22 protein-coding genes and 1 pseudogene are annotated in these 24,813 nt (G+C 72.6%); 11 read left to right on the forward strand and 12 right to left on the reverse strand.

Annotated features, from left to right (window positions below; translation table 11 throughout):
* The first annotated feature begins 34 nt into the window (after positions 1 to 34).
* The 3 genes from AB0E05_RS24150 to AB0E05_RS24160 all read left to right on the forward strand — a co-directional run bounded on the left by AB0E05_RS24150 (position 35) and on the right by AB0E05_RS24160 (position 2,035).
* Positions 35 to 721 carry an FMN reductase gene (locus AB0E05_RS24150; protein ID WP_361966869.1) on the forward strand — a complete coding sequence of 229 codons (687 nt, stop codon included), beginning with the start codon at positions 35 to 37 and terminating at the stop codon, positions 719 to 721.
* A gap of 150 nt (positions 722 to 871) precedes the next feature.
* Positions 872 to 1,558, forward strand: coding sequence for an alpha/beta fold hydrolase (locus AB0E05_RS24155; protein WP_361966871.1), 687 nt, complete (start codon positions 872 to 874; stop codon positions 1,556 to 1,558).
* Positions 1,559 to 1,657: 99 nt separating this feature from the next.
* Entirely contained in the window at positions 1,658 to 2,035 is a 378-nt protein-coding gene (locus AB0E05_RS24160; protein WP_361966873.1) for a nuclear transport factor 2 family protein, read from the forward strand.
* Here AB0E05_RS24160 and AB0E05_RS24165 read toward each other — a convergent pair.
* Positions 2,034 to 2,179, reverse strand: a pseudogene (locus AB0E05_RS24165) (IS630 family transposase); the annotation flags it as partial. The gene AB0E05_RS24160 and the pseudogene AB0E05_RS24165 overlap by 2 nt on opposite strands.
* A gap of 66 nt (positions 2,180 to 2,245) precedes the next feature.
* Positions 2,246 to 2,914 carry a hypothetical protein gene (locus AB0E05_RS24170; RefSeq protein WP_361966876.1) on the reverse strand — a complete coding sequence of 223 codons (669 nt, stop codon included), beginning with the start codon at positions 2,912 to 2,914 and terminating at the stop codon, positions 2,246 to 2,248.
* A gap of 130 nt (positions 2,915 to 3,044) precedes the next feature.
* Between AB0E05_RS24170 and AB0E05_RS24175 the strand changes: the two genes are divergently transcribed.
* Positions 3,045 to 4,436 carry a PLP-dependent aminotransferase family protein gene (locus tag AB0E05_RS24175; protein WP_361966877.1) on the forward strand — a complete coding sequence of 464 codons (1,392 nt, stop codon included), beginning with the start codon at positions 3,045 to 3,047 and terminating at the stop codon, positions 4,434 to 4,436.
* Positions 4,437 to 4,512: 76 nt separating this feature from the next.
* Here the strand turns inward: AB0E05_RS24175 and AB0E05_RS24180 are convergent, their stop codons facing one another.
* Positions 4,513 to 4,911 (reverse strand): DUF732 domain-containing protein, encoded by a 399-nt coding sequence (locus tag AB0E05_RS24180; RefSeq protein WP_361966879.1) that lies wholly within the window; start codon positions 4,909 to 4,911, stop codon positions 4,513 to 4,515.
* Between the two features lie 153 nt (positions 4,912 to 5,064).
* Here AB0E05_RS24180 and AB0E05_RS24185 point away from each other — a divergent pair, with 153 nt between their 5' ends.
* On the forward strand, positions 5,065 to 8,265 hold the full coding sequence (locus AB0E05_RS24185; RefSeq protein ID WP_361966881.1) for an AAA family ATPase: 3,201 nt from the start codon (positions 5,065 to 5,067) through the stop codon (positions 8,263 to 8,265).
* 244 nt (positions 8,266 to 8,509) lie between these two features.
* Here the strand turns inward: AB0E05_RS24185 and AB0E05_RS24190 are convergent, their stop codons facing one another.
* The 4 genes from AB0E05_RS24190 to AB0E05_RS24205 all read right to left on the reverse strand — a co-directional run bounded on the left by AB0E05_RS24190 (position 8,510) and on the right by AB0E05_RS24205 (position 11,588).
* Complete coding sequence (locus AB0E05_RS24190; protein ID WP_361966884.1) at positions 8,510 to 9,376, reverse strand: ABC transporter permease; 867 nt, start codon at positions 9,374 to 9,376, stop codon at positions 8,510 to 8,512.
* Entirely contained in the window at positions 9,373 to 10,392 is a 1,020-nt protein-coding gene (locus AB0E05_RS24195) for an ATP-binding cassette domain-containing protein (protein ID WP_361966886.1), read from the reverse strand. Before AB0E05_RS24195 ends, AB0E05_RS24190 begins: the two co-directional genes overlap by 4 nt.
* A 135-nt stretch (positions 10,393 to 10,527) precedes the next feature.
* Positions 10,528 to 11,082 (reverse strand): NAD(P)H-dependent oxidoreductase, encoded by a 555-nt coding sequence (locus AB0E05_RS24200; RefSeq protein WP_361966888.1) that lies wholly within the window; start codon positions 11,080 to 11,082, stop codon positions 10,528 to 10,530.
* Between the two features lie 128 nt (positions 11,083 to 11,210).
* Entirely contained in the window at positions 11,211 to 11,588 is a 378-nt protein-coding gene (locus AB0E05_RS24205; protein ID WP_361966890.1) for a hypothetical protein, read from the reverse strand.
* A gap of 236 nt (positions 11,589 to 11,824) precedes the next feature.
* Between AB0E05_RS24205 and AB0E05_RS24210 the strand changes: the two genes are divergently transcribed.
* Both AB0E05_RS24210 and AB0E05_RS24215 read left to right on the forward strand, forming a co-directional pair.
* The gene (locus AB0E05_RS24210) at positions 11,825 to 12,700 is read left to right on the forward strand and encodes a hypothetical protein (protein ID WP_361966893.1); all 876 of its coding nucleotides are present in this window, start codon (positions 11,825 to 11,827) and stop codon (positions 12,698 to 12,700) included.
* A 220-nt stretch (positions 12,701 to 12,920) separates the two neighbouring features.
* Positions 12,921 to 13,958 (forward strand): endonuclease/exonuclease/phosphatase family protein, encoded by a 1,038-nt coding sequence (locus tag AB0E05_RS24215; RefSeq protein WP_361966896.1) that lies wholly within the window; start codon positions 12,921 to 12,923, stop codon positions 13,956 to 13,958.
* 70 nt (positions 13,959 to 14,028) lie between these two features.
* On the opposite strand, the gene AB0E05_RS24220 is transcribed toward AB0E05_RS24215, so the two are convergent.
* Both AB0E05_RS24220 and AB0E05_RS24225 read right to left on the reverse strand, forming a co-directional pair.
* A complete protein-coding gene (locus AB0E05_RS24220) occupies positions 14,029 to 14,439 on the reverse strand; it encodes an RNA-binding S4 domain-containing protein (protein ID WP_361966898.1) in 411 nt (136 codons plus the stop codon).
* Between the two features lie 138 nt (positions 14,440 to 14,577).
* Positions 14,578 to 16,644 carry a PhoX family protein gene (locus AB0E05_RS24225; protein WP_361966900.1) on the reverse strand — a complete coding sequence of 689 codons (2,067 nt, stop codon included), beginning with the start codon at positions 16,642 to 16,644 and terminating at the stop codon, positions 14,578 to 14,580.
* Between the two features lie 251 nt (positions 16,645 to 16,895).
* Between AB0E05_RS24225 and AB0E05_RS24230 the strand changes: the two genes are divergently transcribed.
* Both AB0E05_RS24230 and AB0E05_RS24235 read left to right on the forward strand, forming a co-directional pair.
* Complete coding sequence (locus AB0E05_RS24230) at positions 16,896 to 17,360, forward strand: DUF3574 domain-containing protein (RefSeq protein ID WP_361966903.1); 465 nt, start codon at positions 16,896 to 16,898, stop codon at positions 17,358 to 17,360.
* 244 nt (positions 17,361 to 17,604) lie between these two features.
* Positions 17,605 to 19,560 (forward strand): VWA domain-containing protein, encoded by a 1,956-nt coding sequence (locus tag AB0E05_RS24235; protein ID WP_361966905.1) that lies wholly within the window; start codon positions 17,605 to 17,607, stop codon positions 19,558 to 19,560.
* Here the strand turns inward: AB0E05_RS24235 and AB0E05_RS24240 are convergent.
* Together AB0E05_RS24240 and AB0E05_RS24245 are read right to left on the reverse strand one after the other, a co-directional pair.
* A complete protein-coding gene (locus AB0E05_RS24240; protein ID WP_361966907.1) occupies positions 19,541 to 20,899 on the reverse strand; it encodes an ATP-binding protein in 1,359 nt (452 codons plus the stop codon). The two genes, AB0E05_RS24235 and AB0E05_RS24240, sit on opposite strands and share 20 nt — an antisense overlap.
* Positions 20,896 to 21,549, reverse strand: a complete 654-nt coding sequence (locus AB0E05_RS24245) for a response regulator transcription factor (protein WP_361966909.1) — start codon at positions 21,547 to 21,549, stop codon at positions 20,896 to 20,898. The genes AB0E05_RS24240 and AB0E05_RS24245 overlap by 4 nt, the downstream gene beginning before the upstream one ends.
* A gap of 183 nt (positions 21,550 to 21,732) precedes the next feature.
* Here AB0E05_RS24245 and metG point away from each other — a divergent pair, with 183 nt between their 5' ends.
* Together metG and AB0E05_RS24255 are read left to right on the forward strand one after the other, a co-directional pair.
* A complete protein-coding gene (metG, locus tag AB0E05_RS24250; RefSeq protein WP_361966912.1) occupies positions 21,733 to 23,349 on the forward strand; it encodes a methionine--tRNA ligase in 1,617 nt (538 codons plus the stop codon).
* 115 nt (positions 23,350 to 23,464) lie between these two features.
* Entirely contained in the window at positions 23,465 to 23,938 is a 474-nt protein-coding gene (locus AB0E05_RS24255) for a hypothetical protein (protein WP_361966915.1), read from the forward strand.
* Between the two features lie 226 nt (positions 23,939 to 24,164).
* Here the strand turns inward: AB0E05_RS24255 and AB0E05_RS24260 are convergent, their stop codons facing one another.
* Positions 24,165 to 24,737, reverse strand: a complete 573-nt coding sequence (locus AB0E05_RS24260) for a hypothetical protein (RefSeq protein ID WP_361966917.1) — start codon at positions 24,735 to 24,737, stop codon at positions 24,165 to 24,167.
* Between the last annotated feature and the right edge of the window lie 76 nt (positions 24,738 to 24,813).

Genomic DNA, 24,813 nt, shown 5'->3' on the forward strand with positions numbered 1-24,813 from the left:
TCACGTACGAGAAACCTGAGGAGAGTAGAGAGTCATGACCCTGAAGCTGGTGGCCGTATCGGCCGGTCTGAGCGTGCCGTCCTCGACGCGTCTGCTCGCCGACCGGCTGACCGAGTCCGTACGCGGCTTCCTGGGCGAACTCCCGGGCGCCGGGGACGCCTCCGAGGTCGACGTGCGCGTCATCGAACTGCGCGAACTGGCCGTGGCGATCGCGAACCACCTGGTCACCGGCTTCCCGTCGGCGGACCTGGAGGAGGCGATCGACGCGGTCACGGAGGCGGACGGCCTGATCGCCGTGACGCCCGTCTTCTCCGCGTCGTACAGCGGCCTCTTCAAGTCCTTCTTCGACCTGATCGACCCCGACGCGCTCACCGGCAAGCCGGTGCTGGCGGGCGCGACGGGCGGCACGCCCCGCCACTCGCTGGTGCTGGAGCACGCGCTGCGACCGCTCTTCGCCTACCTGCGGGCGGATGTCATCCCGACGGCCGTGTACGCGGCGTCGGAGGACTGGGGCGGCAACGGCGACCCGCTGACGGACACGCTCCCGACCCGCATCACCCGCGCCGGCCGCCAGTTGGCGCAGGCGATGCTGGACGCCGCGAAGTCCCCGACCGCGGCATCGCCCGCGGAACCGGACCTGAGCGCCCTCCTCAGCGCGGTCTCCCCGCGCCGCGGATCCGGCACGGACGGCGCACCGCTGGACCCGCTGCCGTCGGCCTGACCAGCCTCGGTTCGGCCGAGGGGATGTCGGCCCCGGTCTCCAACGGCCCCGTGGGCCCTGGAGACCGGGGTCGTTCGGTTCGGCGGTTCGGCGGTTCGGCCGCTGGTGAACGCCGGCCCCCGGCCGCCCCCGTTCACCTATCGTCCGACCATGGCTGATCAACGCGCGGTCGACGTCGGCGGCATCCGGCTGGCCTATCGGACGTCCGGCCCGCCGGACGCCCCGCCGCTCGTCCTGCTGCACGCGCTGGGCGAGGACGCCACCGACTGGGACGCGGTCCTCCCCGCCCTCGCCCGAAGCCACCGGACGTACGCCCTCGACCTCCGCGGCCACGGCCGCAGCGACTGGCCGGGCGCGTACTCCCTCGAACTCATGCGGGCCGACGTGCTCGGCTTCCTGGACGTCCTGGGACTCGCCCGGGTGGATCTGATCGGCCACTCCCTGGGCGGGGTCGTGTCCTACCTGCTGGCCCAGGACCACCCCCACCGGATCCACCGCCTCGTCCTGGAGGACGCCCCGCTCCCCCGCCCCCGAGAGCCGACCACCCCGACCAGGCCGGACGGCGCCCTCACCTTCGACTGGGACATGGTGCTGGCCGTCAGGCGCCAACTCGACCGGCCCGCCCCCGACTGGCTGGCGCGCCTCGCCCACATCACCGCCAAGACCCTGGTGCTCGCCGGCGGCCCGGCCAGCCACGTCTCCCAAGACGGCCTCGCCGAACTCGCCCGCCGCATCCCCGACGGCCGCATGACCACCATCCCGGCCGGCCACCTGATCCACCGCGAGGCGCCGAAGGAGTTCACGGAGGCGGTCTCGGCGTTCCTGGCGGACGCCTGACCGAGGTGGGCGCTCCAGGGCCGTGACCGGGATGGTTCGCCGTGACCGGAAGGCGGCTCGTGGGGCGAGTGCACGCGAGACGGCTGGTATTACTGGGGCATGCAGGAAGAGACCGCACGCTCCGCGATCGACATGTTCATCTCTGCGTTCAACGCCTCGGACGACAGTTATGTGACCGCCCTGCTCTCCCAGTCCCTGACCTCGGACGTGGTCTTCTGGGGACCTTTGGGTCGCAGCGAAGGAATCGCGGCGGTCGAGCGGTTCGTGCTGGACATCCGGCGCCACCCGGCGGGGACCGGCACGATGGTGCGCTGCTCAGCGGTGGACATGCCCGACGAATGGGCCCGGTACCAGTGGGTCTTCACCACGCCTGACGGAGACCCCCTCCTGGCGGGAACGGACGTCGTCCATCTGCGACGGAGCCTCATCGACCAGGTCATCGTCTTCGCGGGGGAGATCGAGCCGTCCGCCTCCTGACCGGCACCCGGTTCCCGGCTGCCGCGGCGAGCAGCATCATCGCGCGCCGGTAGCGCACCGAACTCGTGCTGCCCGGGCGCACGACCTGCCGCAGCTTCCGCCCCTCCTGGCGGTCAGTCTGCGGACACGGACAGGCTCAGCCACCGCACCTCCAGCAGCCGGGGCGCGATCGCCCGTCGTGCGGCGAGGAGCCCGGCGTCCACCCGGTGTTCACGGCGTTCGGCACGCCGACGCCGTCCTCCGGTCGCGCAGCGGGCCCGGTCCGGGCGCCGGCAGCCGGACCGTCACCCGTGGCAGGAAGAACCCGACGAGGGGTCCCGTGCCCAGGACGACGAGCACGGTGCCGAAGCCGACGGTGCCGCCCAGCAGCCAGCCGGCGCTGGCGACGGACACCTCGATGCCCGTGCGGACCGCGGCGACGGGGAGGCGGGTGAGGCGGACGAGCCCGGTCATGATGCCGTCGCGCGGGCCCGAGCCGAACTGCGCGCCGAGGTAGAGCGCGTCGAAGAAGGCCAGGGCGACGAGGCCGAGCAGCAGGTAGCCGAGTTGTGCGGGGGCGCCCTGCGGGGCGGGGAGCACGGCGGCGGTGGCGTCCGCGGCGAAGCCGACGACGGCGACGTTGAGGAGCGTGCCGACCCCCGGCAGCTCCCGCAGCGGGATCCACGCGAGGAGGACCAGTACGGAGATCAGGTTCGTCGCCCAGCCGAACGAGATCCCCAGGGTGCCGGCGGTGCCCTCGGTGAGCACGTTCCAGCCCGCGGCTCCGAGCCCGGACTGGACGAGCGTCATCACCGCCGCCCCGTACCCCACCAGGCCGATCAGCAGCTGGGGGATCCGGCGGGCCTTCCGCCCGGCCCTGACCTGCGCGGATGCGGTCATGCGCAGGAGTACGGGCCGGTCGGGGGACGACGGGGAGCAGGAGCGTCGAGGGGGCGCGGGAGGTGTCATGGAGCAACCCTGCGAACGATCTGGCCTTCGATTCCATAGCCAGATCGCCTACCCTGGTCCGGTGAAGATCAGTGCGCACGCGGTGGCCCGGATGCTGGGGAGCTGGCAGGAAGGCGCCGGGCCGGCGCACCAGCGCCTCTCCGACCGGCTCCGGCTGCTGATCCTGGACGGCCGCCTCTCCCTCGGCGCAGCCCTCCCCGGCGAGCGCGACCTGGCCGCGGCGCTCGGCACCAGCAGGACGACCGTCGGCGCCGCGTACAGCACCCTGGTCGACCACGGGTACCTCGCCACCCGGGCGCGGGCCAGGGCGACCGTACGGCTGCCCGACGACGCGCCGCCGCAGCGCCGGGCGGGTGGGGCGCCGTCCACGATCGACCTGTCGTTCGCCGCGCCTCCCGCGCCGAACGAGATCCTCCACGCCGCGTTCGCGACGGCCCTCGAACAGCTCCCGCGACACTTCGCCCGCCACGGCTACGACCGGTACGGCACCGCCGAGCTACGAGAAGCGGTCGCCGACTGGTACGGGCGCCGGGGGCTGCCCACCCGCCCCGACCACGTCCTGGTCACCAACGGCGCCCAACACGCGCTGGCGCTGCTCGCGCGCACGCTCCTGGCGCCGCGCGACAAGGTCCTGATCGACCACCCGACCTATCCGCACGCCATCACGACGTTCACCGAGGTACGGGCCCGGCTGCTGCCCGTCGCGGTGACGCCGTCCGGCTGGGACGCCGCACAGCTCCGCGCCGCGGGGCGGGCCGCGCACCTGGCGTATCTGATCCCCGACTTCCACAACCCGACCGGGCTGTGCATGTCCGCGAGCGTGCGCCGCGGCCTCAAGCTGGCGTGCCCCACCGTCGTCGACGAGACGATGGCCGACCTGGCGCTGGACGGGACGGAACCGGAGCCCTTCGCGCTGCACGCACCCGCCGCCATCAGCGTCGGCTCGGTCTCCAAGAGCATCTGGGGCGGTCTGCGCATCGGTTGGATCCGCGCCGCGCCCGCCGTCCTGGAGCGGGTCGAACGGGCCCGTTCCGCAACGGACCTCGGCACCCCCGTCGTCGAACAGCTCGCCACCGCCGTCCTCTTGAACCAACGACAGACCCGCCGGCCCGAAGCGCTCGACCGGTTGAGGGCGCAACGGGACGCGCTACGACAGGCCGTCGCCGCGCACCTGCCCGACGTGGACGCGCCGGAACCGCCCGGCGGGCTGACGGTCTGGGCCACGTTCCCCGAGCCCGTCAGCTCACGGCTGGCGGCCCTCGCGCCCGACCACGGGGTGACGATCGCGGCCGGCCCGCGCTTCGGCGTCGGCGGCGCCTTCGAACGTCACGTACGCCTCCCGTACACGCTCCCCGCGGAGCAGCTCACGCGCGCGGTGCACGGACTCGCCCGCGCACGCCAGGCGCTCGTCGGGGGCGCGACCGGACGGCACACGCCCGCGCCCGTCGCGTGACGGCACCGGGCCGCGGCAGGCGGCCTCACGGGGCTCAGGGGCCTCAGGGCCTCACGAACTCACGGGCTCACGGGGCTCAGGGGCAGAACGACTTCTTCACCGCCGCCACGATCGCCGCGGCCTGCTCATCGGTGAGCTTCGGCACCGCGCTGCCCTCGAACCGCGCCTTCGTGTTGGGCTGCACCGCCTTCTTGCTCTTGCCGTGCTTGATGTCGTTGCACACCTTGCGCGCCCTGCTCACCGCCCGGTCCTCCTTCGCGACGAGCCCGGCGTCCACCGCCTTCAACGCACGCAGCAACGCCGTGCGCTGCTGCGCGGTCGGCGTCGGCACCCCGCTGCCCGGCTTCACCGACGCCCCCGCGGACCCCTTCGCCGCGGGGGTGCCGGCGGCGGCGTCATCGTCGTCGCCCGGCGAGGTCACCCACACCAGCGCGAGGACGGCGATCCCGATAATGATCCACGTTTTCCGGTCCACGCCGCCCCCAATCACCCGACCCTGTGAGCCCATTACACACAGCGCACGCACCGTGCACAGGGCGCACGCGACAGCGCGCCGGAGCAAGGGGCTGGCGCGGGCCGGGCATTTTTCCCGGGGCGATTGTCAGTGGGGCCTCCTATCGTTTGGGGCATGACCCCTGCACTGATCGGGCGGGCGCTCCCCACCCGCGTCCTCCGCACCGAAATCGGCCGGGTCACCGACAGCCACGGGGGCCTCGTGCTGGTCACGGGCGAGGCGGGCATCGGCAAGACGTCCCTCGTCACGGACGCCGCCGACGAAGCCAGACGGCGCGGTGCGCTCGTGCTCGGCGGCTCCTGCTGGGACTCCGACAGCGCCCCGGGGTACTGGCCGTGGGTCCAGGTCATGCGCGGACTGCGGCGCGCCGTCGGCGACGGCTGGCCCCGCATCGAGAAGGCCGCGGAGGGACGCCTCGCCACACTGCTGGGCGAAGAGGTCGCCCGCGTCGCGCCCGGCGAGGCCGCGGACGCCTTCCCGCTCTACGACGCCGTGACGACCGCCCTGGTCACGGCCGCGCAGCAGCGCCCCGTCGTGGTCGTCCTGGACGATCTGCACTGGGCCGACCCGGCCACCCTCAAGCTGCTCGAATTCATCGCGCGCCACGCCTGGTTCGAGCGGGTCCTGCTCATCGGGACGTACCGGGACGCCGAAGTGGAGGCCGCCGACCACCCGTTGCGCCCGCTGATCCTGCCGCTCGCCGCGCGTGCCACCGCCACGGTCACGCTCACCGGCCTCGACCGGGCGGACGTCGGCGCGCTGATAGCGCTGTTCGCCGGCAGCGAGCCGGAGGCCGCCCTGGTCGACGAGGTCCACCGGCGCTCCGGCGGCAATCCCTTCTTCATCGAGCAGACCGTGCGGAACTGGGCCGGCGGCAGCCCCTTCGGCACCGTCGCGCCCGGCGTGCGCGAAGCCGTGCGGCGACGGCTCGCGCTGCTGCCGGCGGCGGTCGTCGAGCTGCTGGACGTCGCGGCCGTGCTGGGGCGGGAGTTCCACCGCCAGGTGCTGGCCGCCGCCTCCGGGGTCCCCGTGGCGCACGCCGAGCGGCTGCTGGAGCGGGCGACCGCCGCCCGGCTGGTCACCGTCGGCAGCGCCGGCCGGTTCGCCTTCGTCCACGACCTCGTCCGGGAAACGCTCTACGACGAACTGGACGAGCAGCAGCGCCGAGCCCGTCACGCCTCCGTCGTACGGGCCGTGGAGGGCTCCTCCGCGCTCCGGGCCAAGCTGCTCCCCGCCGACGTCGCGCGCCACGCGTACCTCGCCGGCCCCGAGCTGGACCGCAAGGCCCGGGTCGCCCTGCTGACGGAGGCCGCCGAGGACGCTTCGGGCCGACTGGCGTCCGAGGAGGCCGTGGCGCACTACCGCCGCGCCCTGGAGGTCACGGGCGACGACGACGTCCAGCGGGCCACCCTCATCCGGCTCAGCATCGCCACCGAGATGCACCACCACGGCGACGAGGAAGGCTGGCGCATCTACGAGGAAGCCATCGCGCACGCCCGCCGCGAGCGCGATCCGGAGCTGCTGGCCCGGGTCGCCATCACGATCCACCAGAACGACTTCACCGCGGGCGGCGCCTTCGGCACGGGCAGGCGCAGCGTCGAGCTGCTGCGCGAGGCGCACCGGGCGCTGATCGGCGACGACGGGGAGCCGGTCGCCCGGCTGTCGGTGGAGGAGGTCGCCCAGGACCTGGCCGTACGGATCACGGCCCTGGCCCGCCGCGCGGACGACGACGACACCCTCGGCTTCTCCCTCTGGGCCCGGCACGACTCCATCTGGGGCCTCGGCACCGCCCGCGAGCGGCTGGCCCTCACCGACGAGATGGCGGCCGTCGCCCGGCGCACGCACAACCGCGACATGGAGATGCACGCCACCTCGATGCGCTGGGTCACCCTGCTGGAGCTGGGCGATCCGAGCTACTTCGAGCAACTGCGCTCCTTCAACGGCCTGGTGGGCCGGCTGGGGCAACGCCGCTTCGAGCTCTCCCGCGCCATCGACAACTCCCTCATCTCCGCCTTCACCGGCCGGTTCACCGACGCCGTGGACCTGCTGTCGGCGGCCAGCGCGCTCAAACGGGACCACCCCACCTTCGGCTACGTCACCTCCCACATGCAGTGGTCGCTCTTCCTGCTCCAGGGGCGTTACGAGGAAGCCCGGATCCTGCTGGCGGAGATGAACGACCTGGGCCACCCCTATCCGCAGATCGGCATCGGCATCACCGCCGTCGAGACCGGGGACACCGCCCTCGCCCTGCGGATGCACGAGGAGCTGGCGGCGCTGTCCGAGCCGGTGCCGCGGCTCTTCGCACCCCTCCAGATGCGGCTGCGCGCCCAGGCCGCGGCGGCTTCCGGCGACCCGGCCCGGGTGGAGGACGCCCGGGCGGCCCTCGCACCGCACGCCGGCGAGTGGCTCGTCTCCCTCTACGGCTGTGACCTCAGCGGTCCGGTGGACCTGTGGCGGGGGCTGCTGGAGGCGGCCCGGGGCGACCGGGCCGCGGCCGTCGCCGCGCTGACGTCCGCCGCGGAGTCCGCCGACCGGATGCGGGCCCGGCCCTGGGCGCTGCGCTCCCGTGCCGCCCTCGTCGACGTCCTCGGCGAGGACGCCCCCGCCGACCTGGTCACCACCGTCCAACGGGCCGCCGAAGAGCTACAGATGACGCACCTCCTCCGCCCCCGCCGCCCCGCCCCGGTGGCCGCGCCGGCGCCTGCGCCCGGATCCGGACCTGAGCCGGCCGTGGCGGACCGTCCGGCCGCGGACGTCTCGGACGGCCCGTCCGCGCAGTTCCATCGGGAGGGCGCCGTATGGGCGTTGGTCTTCGAGGGCCGGGTGGCGCACATGCCGGACGCCAAGGGCCTACGGGACCTGCACGCCCTGCTGACCCACGCCGGTGACGACCTGTCCGCCGTCCACCTGCTCGCCCCCGAAGGCGGCGCCGAGGTGATCGCCGCCCGCGGCCTCGGCGGCGACCCCGTCCTCGACGAGGAGGCCAAGGCCCGCTACCGCCGTCGGCTGGAACGGCTGGACGAGGAGATCGACCACGCGGCCGACCTGGGCGACGAACGCCGCGCCGCCGAGTACAGCCGCGAACGGGACGCGCTGCTCGACGAGTTGCGCACCGCCGCCGGCCTCGGCGGCCGTACGCGTCGACTGGGCGACGAGGCCGAGCGCGCCCGCAAGACGGTCACGGCCCGGATCCGCGACGCCCTGCGCCGCATGCAGCGCCTCCACCCCGAACTGGCCGGGCACCTCAAGGAGTCGGTGACCACCGGCGCGCACTGCTCCTACCGTCCCGCCCGCCCGGTCCACTGGCGGCTCTGACCTTCCCGGAAGTGTCTGGGTGCGCCCCTGCTCGCTGCGACAACCACCCCCGATCGTGTGTATGATCTTCCTGTAACTCCGGTTCACCGAACTTCGGTTCAACGACTGGACGTCACGCGTCTGTGGTCCAAGGAAAGACGCCCATCTGCCGATGGGAAATGTAGGTGCAAGGCCTGCCGGGCGCTCCATATGCGAAGGCCCCCTCTTCGGAGGGGGCCTTCGTCGTGCCAGGGCACGCCCCGTCCTACTTGCGGTTGTACAGCCGCATCGTGATCGCCCCGAAGACGACCGTCAGCGCGCCGGCCCACCCGAGCGACCACGCTATGTCCGCCGCGGGCCACTCGCCGGCCATCAGTTCGCGGACCGCCGTGGAGACGTGCGTCACCGGGCTGTTGTTGACGAACGCCTGGAGCCAGCCGGGCATGGTCTTCGGGTCGACGAAGATGTTGCTCATGAAGGTCAGCGGGAAGAGGACCATCATGCTGACGCCCATCACCGACTTCTCGCTGCGCAGCAGCAGGCCGAACATCGTCCAGGTCCAGGAGAAGCCGAAGGCGAAGACCATCAGCAGCAGGATGCCGAGCACCACGCCGACGATTCCGCCGTCCGGTCGGTAGCCGACGATCATGCCGACGCCCAGCATCACGACCGAGGCGATGACGTAGCGCACGAGGTCGCCGAGGAGGTAGCCCACCATCGGGGCCGGCCGCCAGATCGGCAGCGTGCGGAAGCGGTCGAAGACGCCCTTCTCGATGTCGGTGTTGACCGCGACGCCGGTGTACATGGTGATCATGACGATGCTCATCGTCAGGATGCCGGGGAGCAGGAACTGGATGTACTCCTGCGTGGAGCCGGCCAGCGCACCTCCGAAGAGGTACGTGTACATCAGCACCATCATGATCGGGAACGCCGTCACGTCGAACAGCTGCTCCGGGACGTGCTTGATCTTGAGCATCGCCCGCCAGCCGAAGGTGACCGAGGCGGAGAGCGCGCTGGGCTTCGGTGGTCGCTCCTGGCCCACCAGCACCGAGGCGAGGTGCTCGGCCCTGGGGGCTTCGAGGGAGATCTCGTCGAGGTCCTTGGTCGCCTTGGTGGTCGTCGCGGTGCTCATGCTGCCGCCCCCTTCGTCACGGTCGCTGCGGTGGTGGTGTCGGTCGCGGCGCGCGTGGCGCCCTTGTCGGTCAGGGCGAGGAAGACCTCGTCCAGGCTGGGCTGGCCCAGGGAGAAGTTGTCGACGGTGATGCCGGCGCGGGCCAGCTCGGCGAGCGCCCGGCCGGCCTGCTCGGCCGCGTCCTGTCCGGAGTCGGAGCCGCCGGCGCGGGCGGTCAGGGCGACCGGGTCCGAGTCCAGCTGTACCTCGCCGCCCAGCACGGCGCTGAGCAGTCGCTCGGCGTCCGGTCGCTGGGCCGCGTCGCGCAGCCGGACGTGGACCGCGCCCGAGCCGACCGACGCCTTCAGCTCGCCCTTGGTGCCCTCGGCGATGACCTTGCCGTGGTCGATCACGGCGATCCGGGACGCCAGCTGGTCGGCCTCGTCCAGGTACTGCGTGGTCAGCAGCACGGTCGTGCCCTGGGAGACGACGGCGCGGACGATGTCCCAGACCTGGCTGCGGCTGCGGGGGTCGAGCCCGGTGGTGGGCTCGTCGAGGAAGAGCAGGTCGGGGGTGTTCAGGATGGAGGCGGCGATGTCGATCCGGCGCCGCATGCCGCCCGAGTAGTTCTTGATCTGCCGGTCGCCGGCCTCGGTGAGGCCGAAGGCGTCCAGCAGCTGCTCGGAACGGATGCGGGCGGCGGCCTTGGAGTGGCCGAGGAGCCTGCCCAGCAGGATCAGGTTCTCCGTGCCGGTGAGGTCCTCGTCGACGGACGCGTACTGCCCGGTGAGGCTCACCCGGCTGCGGACCTCGTTCGCCTGGGTGAGGACGTCCTTGCCGAAGATGCGTGCCTCGCCGCCGTCGGGGCGCAGCAGGGTGGCGAGCATCTTGACCGTGGTGGTCTTCCCGGCGCCGTTGGGGCCGAGGACGCCGTAGACCGTGCCGGCGGGCACGGTGAGGTCGACGCCGTCCACGGCGCGGTTCTCACCGAAGGTCTTCACCAGACCCTTGGTCTCGATTGCCAGCTCTGTACTCATGCGTCAGTCCTTGTTCCTTCTGGTCCTCAAAAATCGAAAACATCTTCGGTGTGATGGCGGGAGGTGGACTCGGCCAGTTGCCGAAACTCATCGGTCGCCCGGCACGACGGATCGCCGCAGCCCTGGGCGTACCCCCTAGGAGGCGTACGGGCGGACGGCCCGTGCCTCACGAAGGGCGATGCCCCACCAGCCGAGCTGGTCGAGCATCAGGGCGACCGCACGGTCGCGGTCGTCCCAGGGCTCGTCGAGGAGGTCGATCGCCACTCCGTTGCGCAGGGTCACGGTGTGCAGCTCCGCGAAGACCGAGCGCAGGTGCTCAACCGCATGTATCCCGCACGAACCATGCCCATAGCTTACGAAAGCGACAGGCTTGGCGTGCCACTCGTCGTACGCGTAGTCGATGGCCTGCTTGAGCGAGGCGGGATACGAGCGGTTGTACTCCGGGGTGACGATCACGAATGCCTCGGCGCTGGCGATCCGGTCGGTGAACGCCTGCATCGGGGCGGTGGCGTGCCGGGGGTAGTGCGCGGGGAAGTCGAAGTCGATCAGGTCGATGACCGACAGCTCCAGGTCCGTGCGCGCGGATGCCCGCTCGGTGAACCAGTCGCCTATCTTCCCGCCGACCCGCTCGTCCCGCGTGCTTCCGATGATGACGGCCACCTGGAGCGGCGCCGTGCCCCCGTCGTCCATGTCCGTACCTCCCTTCACCCGGGAGGCGCTAGACATGCTCGCGCGGTCGCCAGATCGGATCTGGCGACCGCGCGAGATGCGCACTGACGGCTCGGTCAGGGCCGGGTCGGGACCCTGGCGCGGCCAGATCAGGGCTCGCGGGTGTGGAAGACGTAGAACGCCGCCGCCCCGATCGCCCCGCCGACGATGAGTCCGAGCACCGCCGAGCCGTAGACGCTGTCGCCGGTCAGGCTGTGCAGGAACCCCACCGCGGCGCCGCCCAGCGCGCCGTACGCCGTCGCGCGCACCTCCTGGAGGAGGGAGCCCTGGATCCTGCCCAGGCCGAAGACCAGCGCGGTGAAGACGATCCCGGCGACCACCCCGTACAGGACGTCCCACCAGGTCACCGGGGAGCCGGTGCGGTGGAGGAAGCCCGCGTAGAAGCCGAAGAGCAGGCCCAGGCCGAGAGGTACGGCCCACTGGAGGGATCCGTGGTGGCGCATCGGCGCCGTTGCGTGCGTGGCCATGGCGGAAGCTCCTTCCGTACCGCCGGGGCAGGTCGGTGCGCCGCGCCGCGCGCCGCGCGCTCGCCGCCTCCGCGCGTTCCTCCTCCAAGAGCACACCCGCGCCCCGCACCCGGCAACTCGGCCCGGTGCGTCGCCCGACCGGCGGATGGCCCGACCGGCGGTCCCACCGGGCGCGGGCGCGCCCGACCGGCGGCGCACCGCTCGCGCCCGGCGGCGGCCCCGCATTCCCTGGAGGAGTGCGGAGCTTCCTCTCGACCGTGCTGATCGTCCTCGTCGCCGTCCTGACCCCGCTGAGCGCACTCGCCGTCTGGGCCGACCGGGAGATCGGCGACACCGACGGATACGTCACCGCCATGGCTCCGCTCGCTTCGGACCGGGACGTGGAGGACGCGGTCGCCGACCGGGTCACCGACGAGGTGATGAAGGAGTTCGCGACGTCGGACGCCGCGGACGAGGTGCGGAGCCTGGTGCACGACGCCGTGCTCTCCTTCGCCGGCACGGACGCGTACCGGACGGCCTGGAACACGGTGAACCAGGCGGCCCACACCGCCGTCGAGAAGGCGCTGACCAGCTACGAGGGCGAGACGGCCAGCGTCGACCTGGCCCCGGTGATCGAACAGCTCAAAGCACAGCTCAGCAAGGACGGGGTGCCGTACGCGCACGAGATCCCGGTGGGCGACGCCACGATCACCGTCCTGGACCACGACACGCTCGGCTCGGCGCGCGAGGTGTTCGACACGCTCCAGCTCGCCGGCGTCTGGCTGCCGCTGCTGACGTTGCTGCTGATGCTCTCGGTGCTGCTGGTCGCCCGGCACCGGCTCCCGGAACTCGCGCTGTCGCTCGCCGCGGGCGGTCTGCTGCTCCTGCTCGCCGTGGCGCTGGCCCGCTTCCTCGCCCTGAACGACCTCCCGCTGCGGGTGAACCGCCCCGCGGCCGACGCCGCCTTCGACGCACTGACCGCGACGCTGCGGCTCACCGCGTGGTGCCTGATGACGGCCGGCGTGCTGGTGGCGGCGCTGGTCCGGCGCGGCCGGCGCAGGAGGGCCGGTGCGCGCCCGGCGGTCGGTGCGGGCTCAGGAGTTGAGGACTCCGTTCCGCATACGGCGAGTTGACGCCACGGCGGGGACAGCGGGAACGATCTCGTCGAAACTGAAGTCATCACAGGTGAGGACAGAGCGGCACAGACGCAGCAGACACCGCAGACAGCCGCAGGAAGTCACAGACACCGCGACACCGCATGACCTGAACACCGCACGACCCAAGCACCGCAAGCACAGTCGACACATCACATACCGCAGACAGCACAGACGACACAGACAGCCGGAGGCCGGAGTGGACAGCGCCATCTCGACGGCGGCGGACGCCGCCGCGCAGCGGGACGTCGACGCCCCTGGCGAGCGCCCGCAGGGCGGTGGCGGCCGTCGGGTGGCCGCCTGGTTCTCCGCCCTGCTGCTGCTCGTGCCGACGGTGGTGGTGGCCTGCCGGGTCGCCGACACCGACGCCACGACACCCATCCCCCAGCTGTTGGCCTTCCTGCCCTGGCTGCTGGTGCCCGCCGGCGCGGCCCTGCTGCTCGCGCTCCTCGCCCGGTGGCGTACGGGCATGATCTGGGCCGCCGCGGTGCTCGCGGTCGCCGGCTGGTTCGTGCGGCCGTACGACACCGGGCTCACCGAGAAGCCTTCGGGCAAGGTCATAGCGGGCGTCGAAGTCCTGACGTCCAATGTGGAGTTCGGGAACGCGACGGAGGACCTGCTCGCCGCCATCAAGCGCGAGCAGCCCGACCTGGTGTTCGTCCAGGAGTGCGCGGAGGAGTGCTCCGAGGGCCTGGCCCGGGAGATACCGCTGGCCGACTACCCCCATCGGAACGTCGTCGAGGGCAAGCTCGCCTTCGGCTCGGCCATCCTCAGCAAGTACCCGTTGCGCACCGCACCCGGCATCGACTCCACGCTGGCGCAGCCCAACTCCGTCGCCGAGATAGCGGGCCGCGAGGTGCACCTCCAGTTGGCGCACCCGATGCCGCCGGTGCCGAGCGGCCTCGACGACTGGCGCCGCGAGCTGGGACAGCTGCGGACGTACGCGGCGACCGTGAAGGACGCCCCAGGCATCATCGCGGGCGACTTCAACTCCTCGCAGGACCACGCCGCGTTCCGCCGCGTGCTGGACGCGGGCAAGCTGCGGGACGCCGCGGTCCTCGGGGGTGCGGCGCGCACTCCGTCCTGGCCGACGATGGTGAGCCGACCGCTGGGCACCCAGATAGACCACGTCCTCATCAGCGAGGAGTTCTCGGTCCGCTCGGCGCGCTTCCTGGAGCTGGCGGACACCGACCACCGAGCACTGCTGACCAAGCTGGAGCTCCACGACGCCCGCTGACCCACCCGCCCCGGGAGGTGCCCGGGCCGAGGAGCCACGGAAGGGGGCGGTCCCCGGCGCTCGGCTCCGGTCAGCGCTTGGCGACGCCGCGGAGGCGGTCCATCTGGCGGCGGTCGCGCTTGCTGGGGCCGCCGGCGCCGCGGTCGCGCACGGCGACCGGCGCGACGAACTCCCTCGGCGGGGGCGGCGGGCTGTTGTCCACGTAGCACTGGACGGCGACCGGCGGGCCCACCCGCTTGCGGATGAGCTTGGAGACGACGACGAGCCGTTCCCGGTCGGCGTGGAAGAGTCGGACCTCGTCGCCCACCTTGAGGGCGTGGGCCGGCTTGACCCGCTGTCCGTTGACCCGGACGTGGCCCGCCTTGCAGGCAGCCGCCGCCTGGGAGCGGGTCTTGGTCAGACGTACGGACCAGATCCAGGCGTCGATGCGCTCGGACCCGCCGGTGGGCGGCGGTGGTGCGGACGAATCCTGGGAAGCCATGCCTCGACTGTACGACCCGGCGCGCCCCGCGCGGCGGGGGTTTTCCCGGCGGGCGCCCCGCCCGGGGCACGGACGGGACGGGCCCCCGCCCAGGTGGGGGCGGGGGCCCGTGCCCGGGCACGGGCCGGGCAGTGCGGATCAGACGCCGATGTCGCGGCCGTCCTTGCGCCAGACCGCCACGACCGACGGGCGGACCAGCCGGCCGGGGCCGTCGGGCCAGGCGCTCGCGGGCTGCTCGACGGAGGCGCCGTCGACCTCGCCCGGGTGCTGGACCGCGACCAGCACCCGGCGCTGCTGGATGACCGGACCGCAGGTCTCGGCCCCCTTGGGCACGGTGAGGAACTGCTTCAGTTCACCGCGCCGCTCGCCGTGGGTGGCCACGCCGTACAGCCCGTCGTGGGAGCCGAGGGCGTTGCCGTCGGTGGAGATCCACAGGTTGCCGTACGGGTCGAAGGCGACGTTGTCCGGGCAGGAGATCGGGCTGACCTTCTCCTTGGGGAAGCCGGCGAAGTACGTGGACGGGTCCTTCGGGTCGCCCGCGACCAGGAAGAGCCGCCAGGCGAAGCCGTCGCTCGTCGGGTCGTCCCAGTTCTCGGCGAGCTCCAGGATCTGGCCGTGCTTGTTGAGGTTGCGCGGGTTGGCCTCGTCCGCGCCGGGCTTGCCCGGCTTGCCGCGGTCGCTGTTGTTGGTCAGCGCCACGTACACCCGTCCCGTGCGCGGCGAGGGCTCCACGTCCTCGGGGCGGTCCATCTTCGTCGCCCCGACCTTGTCGCCGGCGAGGCGGGTGAAGACGTACACCTCGTCCGCGGTCATGCCGGGCACGTGCGAGGTGTCGCCGGTGGCGAGCGGGATCCACACGCCGGAGCCGTCGAACTCGCCGTCGTTCGGCAGCTTGCCCGAGCCGTCGACCTCGCTCTGCGGGCTGTCGCCGGTCAGCTTCGCGACGTACAGGGTGCCCTCGTCCAGCAGCGTGCGGTTGTGCTCGCGCGCGGCCCGGGACTTCCCCTTCATCATCCGCTTCGACGACACGAACTTGTAGAAGTAGTCGAACCGCTCGTCGTCGCCCATGTAGACCACCGGGCGGCCGTCGTCCGTCATCCGCGGCTGCGCGGCCTCGTGCTTGAAGCGGCCCAGCGCGGTGCGCTTGCGGGGCGTGAAGTCGGGGTCGTACGGGTCCAGCTCGACGACCCAGCCGAAGCGGTGGGACTCGTTCGGCTCCTGCTGCACGTCGAAGCGCTTGTCGAACCGCTCCCACTTGCGCTCGGAGGCGCCCGTGCCGATGCCGTACCGCTTGTCGGTGGCGCTGGAGCCGTTGGCGAAGTACTGGTTGAAGTTCTCCTCGCCGTGCAGCGTGGTGCCCCAAGGGGTCTCGCCGCCGGCGCAGTTGTTGAGGGTGCCGAGGACACGGGAGCCCGTCCGGTCCACCGAGGTCCGCAGCAGCGGGCTGCCCGCCGCCGGGCCGGTCACCTTGAACTCGCTGGTCGCGGTCAGTCGACGGTTGAGGCGGTGGCGGGTCACCGGTGTCAGCCCGCCGGACTTGCGCTCCTCCTCGACCACGACGACGGACAGGCCGTGCGCCGCCCAGGCGATCTCCACCTGCTCGCGGGTCGGGTTCTCCGGGTCGTACCCCCGGAACATCAGCACCTCGTCGGTGTACTCGTGGTTCGCCACGAGCACCTGCCGGCCGCGCTCGTCCGGCAGCGGCAGCAGCGACAGGAAGTCGTTGTTGTAGCCGAACTGGCCCGCCTGCGCCTTCGCCGTCTGCTTGTTCGCGTCGAACTTCGGCGCACCCCGCAGGATCGGGTCGCCCCAGCGGATCACGATGCCCTGGGTGTAACCGCCCGGGACGGTGACCTTGTCGTCCTTGTTGGGCGCGACGGGCGAGAAGCGCAGGCCGCGGGCGCCGTCGCCGCTGCCGGCGCCGTGTCCGCGGCCCCGGCCGGCCAGCGGCGCGGCGGTGGCCTGCGCGCCGCCGCCCACGTTCGCCACGGTCGCGGCGCCGGCCGCGGTGGCGACGGTCACGACCGCGGCGGCCCGCACCATCGAACGGCGCGAGAGCGCACTCGCGATGATGTCGCCGGCGTACTCGTTGTCGCTGGTGTTCGGCACTTCCTGGAAGCAGGCGTCACCACAGCGGAAACGACAGGTCAGCGCGGAACGTCCACCCGCGTGCGGCTTGCTCAACAACGGCAGCAGCTTGCGCACTTCGTCCTCCTCCGGCGCGCAGCGCGCCGACAGCGTGTCGGAATCTCTCCGGGCGTGACGTTAGGGGGGAACGTGTGCAAAGTGGCGGACGTTGAGTGAACGGTGGATGAATCCGGGACGTGGACCGTACGGTCTCGGCCAAGCGAGGCGCGATCCGGTGCGGTGCGGGGGTGATCGCGAGGCGTGACGACGAGGCGGGATCGGGCGTCGTGGGGGTCGTGACCCGGCCGCGCCCGGGCCGTTGGTGGGGCATGAGAACGAAGATCACCACCACCACGCTCGTCGTCGGCGCCGCGCTCGCCCTGGGGAGCCCGCTGGTGACGGCCTCGGCCGCGGTCCCCGTCGCCGCGCCCGCGCCCGGCTCCGTCGCCGGCTCGTCACCCTCGACCGCGTACGTCGAGACACAGCTCTTCTTCGGCACCGCCCGCCCGGACGGCGGCCCCGCAGTGACGGCCCGGCAGTTCCAGGACTTCCTCGACCGGCAGGTCACGCCCCGGTTCCCCGCCGGCCTCACCGTCCAGGAGGGCCACGGCCAGTACCGCGACCGCTTCGGGGTCATCGAGTCCGAGCGGTCGTACGAGGTGATCCTGCTGTACCCGGCGTCGGCCGCGCCCTCGGCCGATCCGAAGATCGAGCAGATCCGCAGCCGCTACAACGAGCAGTTCGCGCAGGAGTCGGTGGCCCGGGTCGACCAGGACGCCCGCGTCGACTTCTGATCCCGCCTTCCGGTCCCGCCTTTTGGTCCCGCGTTTGGTCCGGTTTCCGTTTCCGTCCGAAGGGCCCGTCGGATCCGGCGAATCCGCTGGATCCGGCAGGTCGACGGCGAGCGGGTCGCCCCTGCCGGGCTGGCGGGCGCGCGGCGGATAACCTTACGTGTCCGCCCTGGCCAGGGGAGTACTGGGACAGTCTGCCCCGAGCGCGGATAAACAACGCATTCAACTCATGCGAAAGGGCTCACTCATGGGCATTCGGAGTTTGCTGCGCAAGGTGTTCGGTCTCGACCGCGCGGAGACCAGCGGGTCGGCGTCGGCGTCGGCCTCCGTTCCGCCCCAGTCCGACCGTACGGATCCGGCCACTTCGGCTTCGGAGCCGCGCGAGTCCGCGGATGCGGATGCGGATGCGGCCACGGCCGCGAAGCCGGCAGCGTCCGCGTCCGGTTCCGGCGCTGGAGCTGGAGCTGGAGCTGGTTCCGGTGCATCGGCGAAGGCGGCGGCGTCCGGGAAGGAGTCCACCGAGAGCCACGCGGCGGACCTGGTGTCGGCGGCCTTCGACAACCCCCGTCCGCGTTCGGCGTCCGTCCCGGCCCAGACCCGCTCGGAGCCCACGCCTGCGTCGGCTGACGCGGACGTGGCCACGGGCGCGGGCGAGGGCGAGGGGGAGGGCACTGCGGGTGCCGCGCCGGCGGCACCGGCTCCCGCTGGCGCGACCGCCGACGAGACGCCGAGCACGGCCGACGACACCAAGGACCAGGCCCCGTCGGCCGGCACGGCCGACGCGACCGCCGCGGACGACAACGCACCGGCTGGCGACGCTGCCGAGGCCGCGCCCGCCGCGTCGGCGAACAAGGACGCGGAGACGACCGCCGCGGTCGAGCCCGAGCCTGCGAAGCCGCAGGCACCGGCAGCGGCCGACGCCGACGAGACGCCGGCCGCCGAAGCGAAGAGCGCCACCGACGAGCCCCAGCAGCCGGTGGCCGCCGCGCCCGAAGCGGCGCAGGACGACGACGCCCCGGCCGGCGCCGACGACGAGACCAAGGCCGCGCCCGACAGCGCCACCGCTGCCCCGTCCGCGGAAACTGCGCCCGCCGCCGAAGACGACGCTGCCCCCGCGCAGCCGGAAGCCGCGACTGAAGCCGCACCCGCGGAAACCACCGCTGCCGCACCGGCACCCGCGGAAACGCCTGCGGACACCCGTACCGACGACACGGCACAGGCACCCGCGCCCGCCGCAGCGGCGAACGACACCGCACCCGCGGAGCCGGAGGCCGCCAGCGACACCCCTGCCGCCGACGTCGAGACCAAGGCCGCGCCCGACAGCGCCACCGCTGCCCCGTCCGCAGAGGCTGCGCCCGCCGCCGAAGACGACGCTGCCCCCGCGCAGCCGGAAGCCGCTGCCGAACCGACACCCGCGGAAACCACCGCTGCCGCACCGGCACCCGCGGAAACGCCTGCGGACACCCGTACCGACGACACGGCACAGGCACCGGCCCCCGCCGCGCCCGCCGCCGAAGCGAGCGAGGTCGCACCCGCGGAAACCACCACGCCCGCCGAGCCCGCCGCGGGCGACGCCCCCTCCGTCACCTCCCACTCCTCCGCCGCCGCGGCGGCCGTCGCGCGGGCCGGGGTCGAGGGCGGGCGGGCCGCCGTGTACCTGGTGCTCGACCGGTCGGGGTCGATGCGCGGGTACTTCAAGGACGGCAGCGCCCAGAAGCTCGGCGAGCAGTCGCTCGCGCTCGCCGCGCAGCTCGGACGGGCCGAGGTCTCGGTGGTGTTCTTCTCCACGGACGTGGACGGCACCGGAACCCTCACCGCCGAGGCGTACGAAGGCAAGATCGACGAGCTGCACGGCTCGCTCGGCCGCATGGGACGGACGAACTACCACCTCGCCGTCGAGAAGGTGCTCGAACTCCACGCCGCGTCCGCGGACCCCGCCGCGCCCGCGTTCGTCGTCTTCCAGACGGACGGCGCGCCCGAGTCCCGCACCGCGGCCACCGCCGCGCTCACCGCCGCCGCCGACCGCCCGGTGTTCTGGCAGTTCGTGGCGTTCGGCGAGCATGACGCGAAGGCGTTCGACTACCTGCGGAAGCTGACCGCGGAGAACCCGCCGAACATCGGCTTCTTCCACGCCGGCCCCGCCCCGAAGGACCTCTCCGACGCGGAGCTGTTCGACGGACTGCTCACGCTCTGGCGCCCCTGACGCGCCCCGTGGGGCGGGCCGGTCGACCGGTCCGCCCCGCGCCGCGCTCCGCACGGGACTCCGGCAGCCGCACGGTGACGGAGAGCCCGCCCGACGGCCCCGGCCTGGCCGTCACCGTCCCCCCGTGCGCCTCCGCGATCGAGCGCACGATGGAGAGCCCGAGGCCCGCGCCCGGCCCCATCCGGTCGCGCCCCTCCCCGCGCCTGAACGGTTCGAAGAGCGCCGGCACGTCCTCCTCCGACACCGTCGGCCCGGTGTTCTCCACGGTCAGCACGCCCCCGGACACCACCACCGACACCGTCCCGCCCGGCACGTTGTACGCCACCGCGTTCGCGACCAGGTTGTCCACGAGCTGCGCCAGCAGCAGCCGGTCGCCGCGGACTCGGGGCGCCGGCGCCCCGCCGCCCCTGCGCAAGGAAAGCCGCGGCCGGTCCGCCCCGGCCCGTACCGCCCGGATGTCGTAGCGCGCCGCCTCCTCCGCCGCGATCGCGCCCAGGTCGACGTCCTCGCGGTCCTCCAGGCCGCGCTCGCCGCGTGCCAGCATCAGCAGCCCCTCGATCAGCCGCTCGCTGCGCCGGTTGCTCTCCAGCAGCACCTGCTTCGTCGCCGCCAGCTCGTCCGCCGAGGCGGCCGGGTCGAGCCCGACCTGGATCGCGGTGCGCTGGGTGGCGAGCGGGGTGCGCAGTTCGTGCGAGGCGTTCGCGATGAACCGCCGTTGGCTGTCGAACGCCGTCTCCAGCCGCGCCAGCAGCGCGTCCAGGGTGTCGCCGAGTTCCTTCAGCTCGTCGTCGGGCCCGTTCGCGTCGCCGATCCGCTCGTGCAGCGTGCGCTCCGAGAGCTGGCGGGCGCGGGCCGTCATCGCGTGCACCGGGCGCAGCACGCGCCCCGCCGTCCACCACCCGACGGCCACCGCGCACAACGCCGTCACCAGCAGCGCGGCGACCGACCAGTACAGCATCTGCTGCGACGCGGCGTCGCTGACGTTGTCCGTGAGCTGGTACGCGGTGGAGCGGTCGGAGTCGATCCCGTACGACGCGGCCAGGTCCGACTGCGAGCCGCGGAGGCCGAGGATCGGCCCCACCTCGTACGGCACCCCGTACGCGTTACCGGGCCGGAACGCCTCCTGGGCGGGGCTCACCAGCGGCGCCGGCACCAGCTTCACCCGCCGGGCGATCGCCGCCGCCTCCGTCTCCGTACCGGCGCTGGAGAGCAGGTTGACGACGGTCAGCAGCGCCCCGCCCAGCACCAGGAAGACCGCGCCGAAGACGAGGGCGATCCGGGTCCGGGCCGACAGCCCCCCGAAGAAGCGGACGAGACGACCGATGCCGAGCGGCCTCACAGCGCGTACCCCGAGCCCTGCACCGTACGGATCAGCGCCGGCTCGCCGAGTTTGGCCCGCAGCTTGCTCATGCAGACCCGGACGGCGCCCGTGAAGGGGTCGGCGTGCGCGTCCCACGCCCGTTCCAGCAGCTCCTCGGCGGAGACCAGCCCGCCCTCGGCCTCCAGCAGGATCTGGAGCACGGAGAACTCCTTGGGCGACAGGTCCAGCTCCCGCCCGTCGCGCTCCGCGGTCCTGCGGACGGTGTCCAGGCTTATGCCGTGCCGTTCCAGCACGGGCGGTACGAAGCGGGCGCTGCGCCGGCGCAGCGCCCGCACCCGCGACACCAGCTCGGGGAACTCGAACGGCTTGCCCAGGTAGTCGTCCGCGCCCAGGTCGAGGCCTTCGACCCGGTCCTCCATGGACGCGGACGCGGTCAGCATCAGGATCCGGGTGCGGGACGCGGTGGCGACGAGGTGGCGGGCGACCTGGTCGCCGTGGACCCTCGGCAGGTCGCGGTCGAGGACGACGACGTCGTAGTCGTGGAGCCCGAGGTAGGCGAGGGCGGCGTCCCCGCTGTAGACGGTGTCGACGGCGAATCCGGCCCGTCGAAGTCCCGTGGCGACGAGTTCGGCCAGTACCTGCTCGTCCTCCGCGACCAGTACCCGCATGGTGCTGTCCCCATCCGTTCCCATTTACGGCATGTTTGCGGCATGTCTCCCCCCAGGATGCGTGCTTTCTACGCGTCGGGGTGTTTCGCCGATGTTTCGCAGCGCCCGCCGCCCGCGGTGAGCGGGCGTGCGCCACCGGTAATCCGGACGGGGCGGCGCGCCCGGGCCGATAGGATTTCGGGCATGGCGGCCACTGGATCCGAGAAGCAGGGGGCGAAGGCGTACTACGTCTCGACCCCCATCTACTACGTCAACGACGCTCCTCACCTGGGCCACGCCTACACGACCGTTGCAGGGGACGTGCTCACCCGCTGGCATCGCCAGCGCGGTGAGAAGGTGTGGTACCTCACCGGCACGGACGAGCACGGTCAGAAGATCATGCGCACTGCCGAAGCGAACGGGGTCACCCCCCAGGAGTGGTGCGACAAGCTCGTCGAGGAGGCGTGGAAGCCCCTCTGGGAGCACCTGGACATCGCGAACGACGACTTCATCCGGACGACGGAGAAGCGGCACACGGACCGTGTGCAGGAGTTCGTGCAGGACCTGTACGACAAGGGCGAGATCTACCAGGGCGGGTACGAGGGCCCGTACTGCGTGGGTTGCGAGGAGTACAAGCTCCCCGGCGACCTGATCGACGGCGAGGGCGAGTACGCGGGGCAGAAGCTCTGCCCCATCCACAAGAAGCCCGTGGAGCTGCTGAAGGAGGAGAACTACTTCTTCAAGCTCAGCGAGTACGGCCCGAAGCTGCTGGAGTTCTACGAGGCGAACCCGGGCTTCATCCAGCCGGAGTCCGCGCGCAACGAGGTCGTGAACTTCGTCAAGCAGGGCCTCCAGGACCTGTCGATCTCGCGCTCGACGTTCGACTGGGGCATCAAGATCCCGTGGGACGAGAAGCACGTGATCTACGTGTGGATCGACGCGCTCCTGAACTACGCCACCGCCGTCGGCTACAACGAGAACCCCGCGAAGTTCGCGGAGACGTTCCCGGCCAACGTGCACCTGGTGGGCAAGGACATCCTGCGCTTCCACGCGATCATCTGGCCGGCGATGCTGCTGGCGAACGGCCTGCCGGTGCCCGGCCGGGTCGCGGCCAACGGCTGGCTGATGGTCGGCGGCGAGAAGATGTCGAAGTCCAACCTGACCGGCATCAAGCCGCAGGACCTGACCTCGCACTTCGGCGTGGACGCCTACCGCTGGTACTTCCTGCGCGCGATCGCCTTCGGCCAGGACGGCTCGTTCTCCTGGGAGGACTTCACCGCCCGCTACACCAGCGAGCTGGCGAACGACTACGGCAACCTCGCCTCGCGGGTGGCCGCGATGGTCGGCAAGTACTTCGGCGGCGAGCTGCCGGCCTCGACGGCGGCGGGCGAGGCCGAGCAGGCGGTGCGGGAGGGCCTGGCGAAGGCCGTCGCCGAGGCCGACCGGAAGATCGGCGACGAGCTGGACTTCCAGGGCGGCATCCTGGCGATCTTCGACTTCGTCAAGCAGGTGAACGGCTACCTCACCGAGCAGGAGCCGTGGAAGGTCGCCAAGGACACCTCCGACGAGGGCCGCGCGCGGCTGGCGACGATCCTGTACACCGCGGCGGAGTCGCTGCGCGCGGTCGCCGTCCTGCTGAACCCGGTCATGCCGCGCACCTCGCAGGCGCTGTGGGACTCCCTGGGCGCCGAGGCGGGCCTCGGTGCGCTGGCGGACCAGCGGGTCGCGGCGGCGGGCGAGTGGGGCCTGCTGCCGGCGGGCTCGACGGTGACGAAGGGCGCGGTGCTCTTCCCGCGCCTTGAGGAGCCGGCGAAGCAGTAGCCAACCGTCGTACGACGGTTCACGCACGACGCGGTACGAGGGGCGGGCCCGGGTTTCCTCCGGGCCCGCCCCTCGTCCCTTCTTTGCTCCAGCACGTCCAGGAGGACGGACGAACATGACCGACGACGGTACGGAACGCGGGCTGGTCCTCGTCAGCGAGGGCCTGTCCTCCGAGGCCGTGGCGACGGCGCACCGCGCGGCGCTCCGGGTGGCGCGCCCGGGCATCGGCACCGCGCACGTCGACGCGTACAGCGACGCCCCCTGGCCGCCGGAGGTGCTCGCCTCGTACGGGGCCGTCCTCGCCCTGGGCCGCGCGGAGGCGGCGGCCCGCGGGGACTCCCGACGCGTGGACGTCGGGATGGGCGTCGACGTCGACGTCCGCGACGACGCCCAGTTCGCGCTGCTGCTGGACCTGGCCCCGTACACCATCGGCGCCGAGGGCTGGCGCGGCGACCGGCCGGTGTTCAGCGCGTCGGACACGGGGACGTCGCTGTGGGTCCGTCTGACCGCGGCAGGGGAGGCGGAGCTGTGCGCGCAGTTGGCGGCGCGGGGCGTGTCGCCCGAGGTGTTCGTCGAAGCGGTGCGGTAGCCCTCCCTCGGTGTGTCAGAAGATGCGGACGTCGGGCTCGGCGTCCCAGTTCATGACGTGCTCAGCGCGGCTGACGGACCCCTTCCCGTCCCCGAAGTGGACGTACGCGTTCGTGCCGGCGACCGTTCGCAGCGTCGCGACCCCATCCCCAGCGGGGCCGGAGCACGCCCCGATATGTCGTGTTGCCAGGACGCGGTCGCCCCCGGCCGGCTCGCGCACGAAGCGGTCAGGCCCGGTCTGCGGACGGGGCGAGGGTCGGTGCGGGCGTCCCCGCACGGCGGCGGCGGTAGTACGAGAAGGTGACCGCCCCCACCAACGGGCCCCACAGCACCAGCGGTTGGTAGAGGATGCCGACCACGAGGTTGCCGGTGTCCGTCATGTCGGCGTGCGGGACGCTCCACCACAGGGGGAGGACGGCCCACACCCCGGTCAGGACCAGCGCGCCCAGAGCCGCTGGGACCACCACGGCGAGGGGCGGGATGGGCTTGCCGCCGATCAGGGGGATCCAGCGCGGAACGACCTCTCCCCACGGCCGCACCAGGCCGATCGTCAGGAGCGCCAGGAGTTCGCAGCCCACGCTCAGCGTCAGCATCCACACCTTCGCGCCGAACGTTTCGAAGGGGACGAAGCCCTCGTCGGTGTAGCCGGACGGGTGCCCGAGCACCATGGCGAGTCGCCACAGCCCCGTCGGCAGCACCACCAGCGCGGTCAGGTGCGCCGCCCGGACCGCCCAACGGGGCGCCAGTGGGGTGGTGTCGACGGCGTCGCCGCGGGTGTCCGTGCCCGTCTCTGTGTCCATGGGCACCACCCTGCCGGCCCGTTCGCCGGCTGCCGTCGGCCCGGAGGCCCGATGTGCCTACGCCGCCGTGACGACG

It is taken from the genome of Streptomyces sp. NPDC048057 (genome assembly GCF_040653095.1).
Taxonomy (GTDB): domain Bacteria; phylum Actinomycetota; class Actinomycetes; order Streptomycetales; family Streptomycetaceae; genus Streptomyces.